Source organism: Streptomyces yokosukanensis (assembly GCF_001514035.1).
Classification (GTDB): Bacteria; Actinomycetota; Actinomycetes; order Streptomycetales; family Streptomycetaceae; genus Streptomyces; species Streptomyces yokosukanensis.
Genome location: NZ_KQ948237.1, coordinates 1 through 7,834 on the forward strand (window position 1 = coordinate 1; position 7,834 = coordinate 7,834).

The window sequence follows — 7,834 nt, forward strand, 5'->3', positions numbered from 1 at the left end:
GGCGGCCTTGCGGCTACGGCGGCTCACCGGCCGTACCCGTTGCGGGCGCGGCGCCAGGCGCCGTCGGCCAGCAGACGCAGGCCGTTGAGGCCGACGATGACGGTGGAGCCCTCGTGTCCGGCGACGCCCAGCGGCAGCGGCAGGGTACCGACCAGGTCCCAGATGACCAGACCGGCGATGAACACCCCGGCGATCACCAGGTTCTGCGCCACCAGACGGCGGGCCTGCCGGGAGAGCCGTACGACCACGGGAATGGCGGCCAGCTCGTCGCGGACGACGACCGCGTCCGCGGTCTCCAGGGCGAGATCGGATCCGGCCCGGCCCATGGCGATACCGGTGTGCGCGGCGGCGAGCGCGGGGGCGTCGTTGACGCCGTCACCGACCACCAGGACCTTCCGGCCCGCCTGCTCCATCTCCTGCACGGCGGTGACCTTGTCCTGCGGGAGCAGTCCCGCGCGGACGTCGGCGATGCCGGCCTCGGCGGCGAGCCGGGCCGCCGCGCGCGGGTTGTCACCGGTGACCAGCACCGGGGCGGTGCCGGTCAGCTCGTGCAGGGCGGAGACGGTGCCGACGGCCTCCTCGCGCAGCCGGTCGGCGATGCCCAGGGCGCCCACCGGGGTCCCGTCGGCCGTGACCAGCACGGCGGTGCGCCCCTCCTCCTCCAGACCGGCGGCGACCGCAGTGGCCGGGTGGATACCGCCGTCCAGGAGCCGGGCGGAGCTGCCGACCGCGATCTTCCGGCCGGCGACGGTCGCGGTGACGCCGGTGCCGGGCGTGGAGGCGAAGTCCTCCGCCGCGGGGATGTGCAGCCCGCGGGTGCGGGCGGCGTCCACGATCGCGCGGGCCAGCGGGTGCTCGCTGGGGTGCTCGGCCGCCGCCGCGAGCCGCAGCAGCTCGTCCTTGCTCAGACCGCAGCCGGTCAGCGGGCGGATGTGCGTGACCCGCGGGGTGCCCTCGGTCAGTGTGCCGGTCTTGTCGAGGGCGACCGCGTCCACCTGAGCGAGACGTTCCATGACCACGGCCGACTTGACCAGTACGCCGTGTCGGCCGGCGTTGGCGATGGCGGACAGCAGCGGGGGCATGGTGGCCAGCACCACCGCGCACGGCGAGGCGACGATCATGAAGGTCATCGCGCGCAGCAGCGTCGACCGCAGGTCGGCGCCGAACAGCAGCGGCAGCACGAACAGCGCGACCGTGGCTGCGACCATGCCCAGGGAGTAGCGTTGCTCGACCTTCTCGATGAGCAGCTGGGTGGGAGCCTTGGTCTCCGACGCCTCCTCGACCATGGCCACGATCCGGGCGATCACCGAATCGGACGGGTCGCGCTCGACCTTCACCCGCAGCGCGCCGGTGCCGTTCAGGGTGCCGGCGAACACCTCGTCCCCGGCCTCCTTCACCACTGGCAGCGGCTCACCCGTGATGGTGGCCTGGTCGACCTCGCTGGCCCCGTCCAGCACCCGGCCGTCGGCGCCGATCCGCTCACCGGGCCGTACCAGGACCGTGTCGCCCACGCGTAGCCGCTCGGTGGGAACCGTCTCCTCCCCGCCGTCATCGCTCAGGCGTGTCGTGGTGGTGGGGGCCAGGTCGAGCAGGCCGCGCACGGAGTCGGCGGTGCGGGCGGTGGCGATCGCCTCCAGCGCGCCGGAGGTGGCGAAGATGACGATCAGCAGCGCGCCGTCCAGGACCTGCCCGATCACCGCCGCCCCGAGCGCGGCGACCACCATCAGCAGGTCCACGTCCAGGGTCTTCTCGCGCAGCGCCCGTAGCCCGGCCCAGCCCGGCTCCCAGCCGCCGGTGGCGTAGGCGGCCGCGAACAGCGGGCCCCATGACCAGGCCGGGGCGCCGGTCAGGTACGGCGGCAGTGCGATCAGGAACAGCACCAGTGCCGCCATGGCCCAGCGGGCCTCCGGCAGGGCGAGGATCCGGGTGCGCCGACGGGGCGCCACCGTGTCACGGGCAACGCCGGGCGGCGCCGGGCGGGTGAGAGTGGAAGACATCGACACGGGGTCCTTCACGGATAGCAGGGCGGAACGCAGTCCGACCCCACCACCGTAACAGGAAAGAATGAAGAGTCATTCATCTATTCATGAAAGGTGCCGCTACCATTGGGCCATGGGTCATGGAGCCGCAGTGTCAGCAGAAGGTGTTCCGCGCAGGCGCCTGGACGCCGCGAGCGCCGCCAAAGTCGCCACCACCCTCCAGGCGTTGGCGACCCCGTCACGGCTGCTCATTCTCGCCCGCCTGCGCGAAGGTTCACTTCCCGCGACCGAGTTGGCCGCCGAGGTCGGCATGGAGCAGTCCGCCTGCTCCCACCAGTTGCGCCTGCTGCGCAACCTCGGCCTGGTGGTCGGCACCCGCAAGGGCCGCTCGGTGGTCTACTCGCTCTACGACAACCACGTCGCCGAACTCCTCGACCAGGCGATCTACCACATCGAGCACCTCCGCCTCGGCATGAGCGACGCCGCCGGCACCGAGCCGACGCGGGAAGAAGCGGCTGTGCCGAGCCTCTGACCGGCTCGATCGGTGGTCTGTCGCGGAGGCTGGGGTGGATGTGCCTGCCGGCGCGCCGCTTCGCCACCGGCCCGGGGCCGGATGCGTGGGCGCGGAGGCCGGACTGGAGGCGGCCGTGGTCGCGCTGGGCGTGATCGCGCCGGCCACCTCCGTGCCTGGCCCTACGGCTGTGGCGTCGCCGTCCGCCCAACCACATCGAGAGCCGGTGGTTGTGCCCACCCCTGACCGCCTACTGCGTCACCCCGGCACCGGAACCGGGCTGGGCACCGCGAGGTACCCGGCCCTGTGCAGCCGCGTCACCAGTCCCGCACACACGAATCCGGTGCCTGCCAGCACGGTCCATGGCAGCCAGGGCACTCCCGTGTCGAAGAGCGCCCCGACGGCCAGATTGCCGAGGGAGATCGCGATGCCGGAGGCGGTGTTGTAGGCGCCGTAGTAGGTCGCCACGAGCCGGTCCCCGGAGAGTCGGACGACGGTGTCCATCTCGAACGGGTAGAGCAGCGCCCCGCCCCAGGCCAGCAGAGCCGCGCACAAGGTGAGACCGAGCACCCCGCACGCCGTGCCGAGGGCTGCGCCGTACGGTCCCGGCAGCAGCGGCAGGAACGCCGACCCCATCACCACCAGCCCGTATGCGATGGCTCGCGGACCGGACAGCGTCTTCTTCGCCCACGCCGTCAGTTTCAGCTGCCCCGACAGCGCGGCCAGGGCCGAGACGGCGAAGATGGCACTCGTCACCAGCCCGGTGCGGTCACCGAAGAGTTCGCGGGCCCGCAGCGGGAGGGCGAGGTAGACCTGGAAGGCCAGGACGTACGAGCCGGTCATCGCGGCGGCGAAGAGGAGGAACGGCCGATTGGCGGCGATGGTGCGCCAGTCGGCGGCCACCGCGCGCCAGGCCGGTTCGTTGCCTCGCCGCTGCGGCGGGCGGGGCGGAAGGGCGCGGACCTGGAGGACCGCCAGGGCGCCGAAGATCAGTGCCGCGACAGCGCACACCGCAGCGAAGTCACAGGTCAGCAGGGCGAGTCCGGCGAGCGGGCCGATGAGGACGCCCGCCTGGTAGAAGACGTTGAAGGCGGCGAAGGCTTCGACGCGTCGTTCCTCCCCCGCGTCGGCGGCCAGGTAGGCGCGGACGGCCGGGTTGAACAGCGCGCCCGCCAAGCCGGTCAGCGCCGATGCGACGATCAGCGCCGGCAGACTCCCCGCCACCGCGAGCAGCCCGAAGGCCACCGTCCGCAGGACGCATCCGGTCAGGATCATCGGCTTGCAGCCGTAGCGGTCGGCGAGGGTGCCGCCGACGAGGAACATGCCCTGCTGGGAGAGATTGCGGATGCCGAGCACCAGTCCCACCGTCCAGGCGGCGAGGCCGATTCCGTGGGCGAGATGGTCGGCGAGATAGGGCATCAGCATGTAGAAGCCGAGGCTGATGGCGAACTGGTTCACCATCAGCAGTCGTGCCGGGCGGTCGAAGGAGGCCACCTGGGCCCGCAGCCCCTTCATCGGACGACCACCGCCTTCACGCGCTCGTGTGCCAGCGGATCGCGGACCTGGCTGCACCGGGTCCAGCTGGTCACCACGCATTCGTCCGGGGCGGCGATCTCGTCGGGCTCGCACGGTCGCGCCTCGCTGAGGAGTTGGTGCTCCCGGCACCAGGCGTCGTTGTAGACGGTGTCCAGGTAGCGGTGCGGGCCGTCGGGGAAGATCGCGGCGATGCGGGTGCCGGGCGGGTATGCACGCGCGGCCCATCCAGCGACGAGCGCGACAGCCCCCACGCTCCAACCGCCTGTGGCGTAGTGGCGGCGGCCCAGCTGGCGGCAGGCCCAGACCGCTTCGGCCGGTGCCACCCAGTGGACCTCGGTGAAGGCCGCGTAGTCGACGTTGCCCGGATGGATGCTGGAGCCCAGGCCGCGCATCAGCCGCGGCCCGGCGGGCTGTCCGAAGATGGTGGATCCGACCGAATCCACGCCGATCAGAGTCAGGTGGGGAAAGGACTCGCGCAGCACCGAGGAGATGCCGGCGGAGTGACCTCCGGTGCCCACCGACGCCACCAGGATGTCGATGCGGCCGAGTTGCGCGATCAGTTCCGTGGCCAGCGGCCGGTACGCGGCCACGTTGTCCGGATTGTGGTACTGGTCCGGGCAGTACGCGCCGGGTGCACGGGCCAGGAGTTCGACGACGCGTTCACGGCGGGCCTGCTGCCAGCCGCCGTCCGGGTGCGGGGCGGCGACCTGGTCGACGTGTGCGCCGAGTGTGGTCAGCATCCGCAGCACCGAAGGCTCCATGCCGGGATCGGTGACGACGGTGACCGGATGGTCGAAGGTCAGCCCGGCCAGCGCGAGCCCGAGGGCGAATGTGCCGCTGGAGGACTCGATGATCGGGGTGCCGGACACGAGGTCCCCGCGTCGGCGGGCCTCGCGGACCATGTGCAGACCGGGGCGGTCCTTGATTCCGCCGAGGTTCGCGCATTCGAGCTTGGCGTAGAAGCCACGGCCGGCCGGGGCGAACGGTTCGTCGATCCACAGGACCGGGGTGCTGCCCACCAGTTGGGACGGGCGGCGAGCGATCACTGGCGGTGGAGCGGGTGCTGCGAGGGTTTCGGGCAGGGGGAAGTTCATGCGGGTACGGCTCCTTCGCACCGCGCACGGCAAGGCGCGGTGCGGTCGTCATGGGTCATGGGCGCGCGGGCACACCCCTGCCGCGGGAGTTCGGGCGGGGTCGGGGCGTGCGGGCGGCGCCTAAAGACGCCAGACGCAATGGAGCGCGAGGACAGCAGAAGTGTCGGCGCTGGGCGCGGCGATGTCGTACGGTCGGCCCCGGGCGGGCCGCGGGGAAAGGGCGGCCACCGATCCGGGCGAGTTCCCCAAGGGATCGGCGTGGCCGGACTCGGCGATCGTGATGCCCGCCGAGGTCCTGGGCCGGTCGACCGCGTGATCGATGTGTCCCTTTGCCCCGTGTTGATGTTCGGGAGCCGGTGCACTGTGGTGTCCGGTGTCAGTCCGCGGCTGCGCCTCCACCGTGATCTCGACGGTCACATGCGCGCCCGCGAAGGAGGCGGCATGGACCTCGCCGGCCAGGTGGGCGGTGATCAGGAGGATGAGCCCCACGAAGAGCCCCGTGCAGCCGGGCCGCATCGAGGCTCGTCGTACCTGCCACACTCCGATCACATACACAGAGTAGTTGAATGATTACTGAAGAGTGGGGATGTGGATTGCCGGTGGGGCGCAGGGGTGGGCATGAACGTCTGGGCAGCCGTACGGTCCGGAGGAGAAGAACGCTCCCGGACCGCAGGGCCGTCCGAGTGGTTCAACCGCTCCCGCGGGTGGCCTCGGTCCGCAGCTTGACCGTGGAGAACGTCGACTCGATGGGGTTCGTGGTTCGCAGCTCGGTCCGCGAGGTCGCGGTGCTGGAAGGCGGCGTGGTCGTCGCTGTACCGCTTCGTCAGCCTCGTCCGCGTGGCCGGCGGCAGCCCGGCCGTGCCGCCGGGGAACTGCTCCAGCGCCGGACCACGGTGCGGGGCCGGTGGTGGCCGTCTCGGGCCACCATGCGGTGTCCGCGCTCGTCCTGCTCGGACGCCAACTCGGCTATGTGCTGATTGACTTCCGCCTCCAGGGCCGCGGCGAGCATCCGGCGAGCACCGTCGCGGACGATCTCGTCGTTCAGGGAGCCGGACTCGATGCCGCCATCGGCGTTCACCACGCTCGGCACGGGCGGTGCCTTCCCGGCCCGCGCCCGAACGCGGGCCTACGGCCGTACCCGCCCCGCCGCAGGCAGCGTCGTCATGCTCTCCCGGGGAGGCCGGCGAAATGGCGCGGCACTTCGGTCGGCTCGGCCAGGTCGAGGGCGCGTAGTGCGAGCCACTGGTCATGGATGACGCTGGGGGGCCGCAGAAGCGAGCGTTCGAGCAGTGCTTCGCTACGTGTCAGACGCTTGCGCACCGCGGATGCCGAGATGGACAGTGCGGTCGCGGTGGGGCCGATGCGTGCGTCGAGGCGCAGCCAAGTGGTGAGGGTCTCCGCGACGCATGCCGGGACGTCGGGCGCGGTGACAGGACGGAACTGTTGTTGGGCCCACGCCCCGACGCGGGGCAGCAACAGGAGCTCGTCCAAGGTGGGCAACGTCTCCCCCGCCCCTGCGGCATCACCCTCCGGCGGGGGCCGGAGCTCTGCGGCGCTCGTGCGCAGAGCGAGTGCCAGTGCGGCTTGGTCGGCGAGCCGATGCAGGTCCAAGCCGAGCAGTTCTTGGATGCATGTCAGGCGCGCGCTCAGGGTGTTGCGGTGGATATTCAGGTGGGCCGTCGCACGGGAGCAGAAGCTGAGCCATGACGCGGCGGTGGCCAGCAGTTCCGCGCTGTCGGGGTCCTGCGCCCGCCTGGCGCGGTGGGTACGGATCGGTGAGAGTAAGGCCTCGGCCCAGGCCGCCGCGGCAGGCCCGATGGCCAGTGCCAGGTCGGGGCCGGCCGCGAACGAGGCCTGCCGTTCGGAGCTGCCGCGTGCGGCGGCGAGAGCATGGAACGCCTGAGCGTAGCCGGTGGCGGTTTCCCGCAGGGGCACGGCACTGCTCTCTCCGATCCAGCAGGCGGCCGCCAGCCCGGGGGGCCAGGCCCGTGCCGGGGCGCCGTCACCGGGCGCAAGCATGAAGAGGTGGTCGGCGTACACCGGGCACGGCACGATCCACGCGCCTTCGGCCACATCGGTCAGTTCCTCGACCAGTTGGGCGCGAACCCTCGGCGGACCCTCGATGACGTACACCCGCACCATCGCGGGCAGAGCCGGGCGCAGCGCCCCCGCGATCTGGCGTGCGGCGGACGTATGGCCGTTCAGCAGCAGATGCAGGACTGCTTCGCGCGTCCCGGCTTCGGCGATCCTCAGCCGGCGCTGCTTCCGCCGGGTGTGTTCCGCGAGCCAGCTCACACTCAGCACGGATGTGGCATCCGCAAGCAGGAGCGGCAGTTCAGGTGGTGCCGGCCGGGGCACAACGGCAGCGAGAAGGGGCGCGGCGGCACCCCGCGATCCGTCGAGGGGAAGGACGATGCAGGTGAGTCCGTCCTGGTCGATGGCGACGGACCCCAGCCGCCGCTCAGCCAACTCTCGCGCACCGCGCAGCGCGAGACCACGCTCGGCGTCGCCGCGGGGAGCGCGGGGCGGGTGGGCAGGAGTACCCGCGGAGTTCATCAGAAAGACGGTGGCGCCGGTGCGGCCCGCCAGCCAGCGAAGCACCGGCCCGGTGCCGCCCTTGCGGGCGGCACGCTGCATATCCAGCACGTCGTCGGCCCGTCGAATCCGTCCGACAGCCGCCGTGTCCGCACGCAGATCACCGTGCATGTCGCCCC

6 protein-coding genes and 1 pseudogene are annotated in these 7,834 nt (G+C 71.9%); 1 reads left to right on the forward strand and 6 read right to left on the reverse strand.

The genetic code is table 11. The annotated features are described in order from the left end of the window. Positions 1-23 precede the first annotated feature (23 nt). Positions 24-1,997 (reverse strand): heavy metal translocating P-type ATPase, encoded by a 1,974-nt coding sequence (locus AQI95_RS41535; protein WP_067136350.1) that lies wholly within the window; start codon positions 1,995-1,997, stop codon positions 24-26. A gap of 115 nt (positions 1,998-2,112) precedes the next feature. Between AQI95_RS41535 and AQI95_RS41540 the strand changes: the two genes are divergently transcribed. Next, entirely contained in the window at positions 2,113-2,511 is a 399-nt protein-coding gene (locus AQI95_RS41540) for an ArsR/SmtB family transcription factor (protein ID WP_067136351.1), read from the forward strand. A gap of 237 nt (positions 2,512-2,748) precedes the next feature. On the opposite strand, the gene AQI95_RS41545 is transcribed toward AQI95_RS41540, so the two are convergent. The 5 genes and pseudogenes from AQI95_RS41545 to AQI95_RS41565 all read right to left on the reverse strand — a co-directional run. Next, positions 2,749-4,005, reverse strand: a complete 1,257-nt coding sequence (locus AQI95_RS41545) for an MDR family MFS transporter (protein ID WP_067136352.1) — start codon at positions 4,003-4,005, stop codon at positions 2,749-2,751. Further along, positions 4,002-5,120, reverse strand: coding sequence for a PLP-dependent cysteine synthase family protein (locus tag AQI95_RS41550; protein ID WP_067136354.1), 1,119 nt, complete (start codon positions 5,118-5,120; stop codon positions 4,002-4,004). Before AQI95_RS41550 ends, AQI95_RS41545 begins: the two co-directional genes overlap by 4 nt. Before the next feature lie 120 nt (positions 5,121-5,240). After that, positions 5,241-5,669, reverse strand: coding sequence for a hypothetical protein (locus AQI95_RS41555; protein ID WP_159056697.1), 429 nt, complete (start codon positions 5,667-5,669; stop codon positions 5,241-5,243). 224 nt (positions 5,670-5,893) lie between these two features. Then, positions 5,894-6,210: pseudogene (locus AQI95_RS50490) on the reverse strand (IS256 family transposase); the annotation flags it as partial. A gap of 71 nt (positions 6,211-6,281) precedes the next feature. Beyond that, on the reverse strand, positions 6,282-7,834 hold a 1,553-nt coding region (locus tag AQI95_RS41565), incomplete at its 5' end, for a helix-turn-helix domain-containing protein (protein WP_341849505.1).

Coding starts and splice junctions, on each gene's coding strand:
- AQI95_RS41535 (WP_067136350.1), bottom strand. CDS start 1,997: ATGTCTTCCACTCTCACCCGCCCGGCGCCGCCCGGCGTTGCCCGTGAC.
- AQI95_RS41540 (WP_067136351.1), top strand. CDS start 2,113: ATGGGTCATGGAGCCGCAGTGTCAGCAGAAGGTGTTCCGCGCAGGCGC.
- AQI95_RS41545 (WP_067136352.1), bottom strand. CDS start 4,005: ATGAAGGGGCTGCGGGCCCAGGTGGCCTCCTTCGACCGCCCGGCACGA.
- AQI95_RS41550 (WP_067136354.1), bottom strand. CDS start 5,120: ATGAACTTCCCCCTGCCCGAAACCCTCGCAGCACCCGCTCCACCGCCA.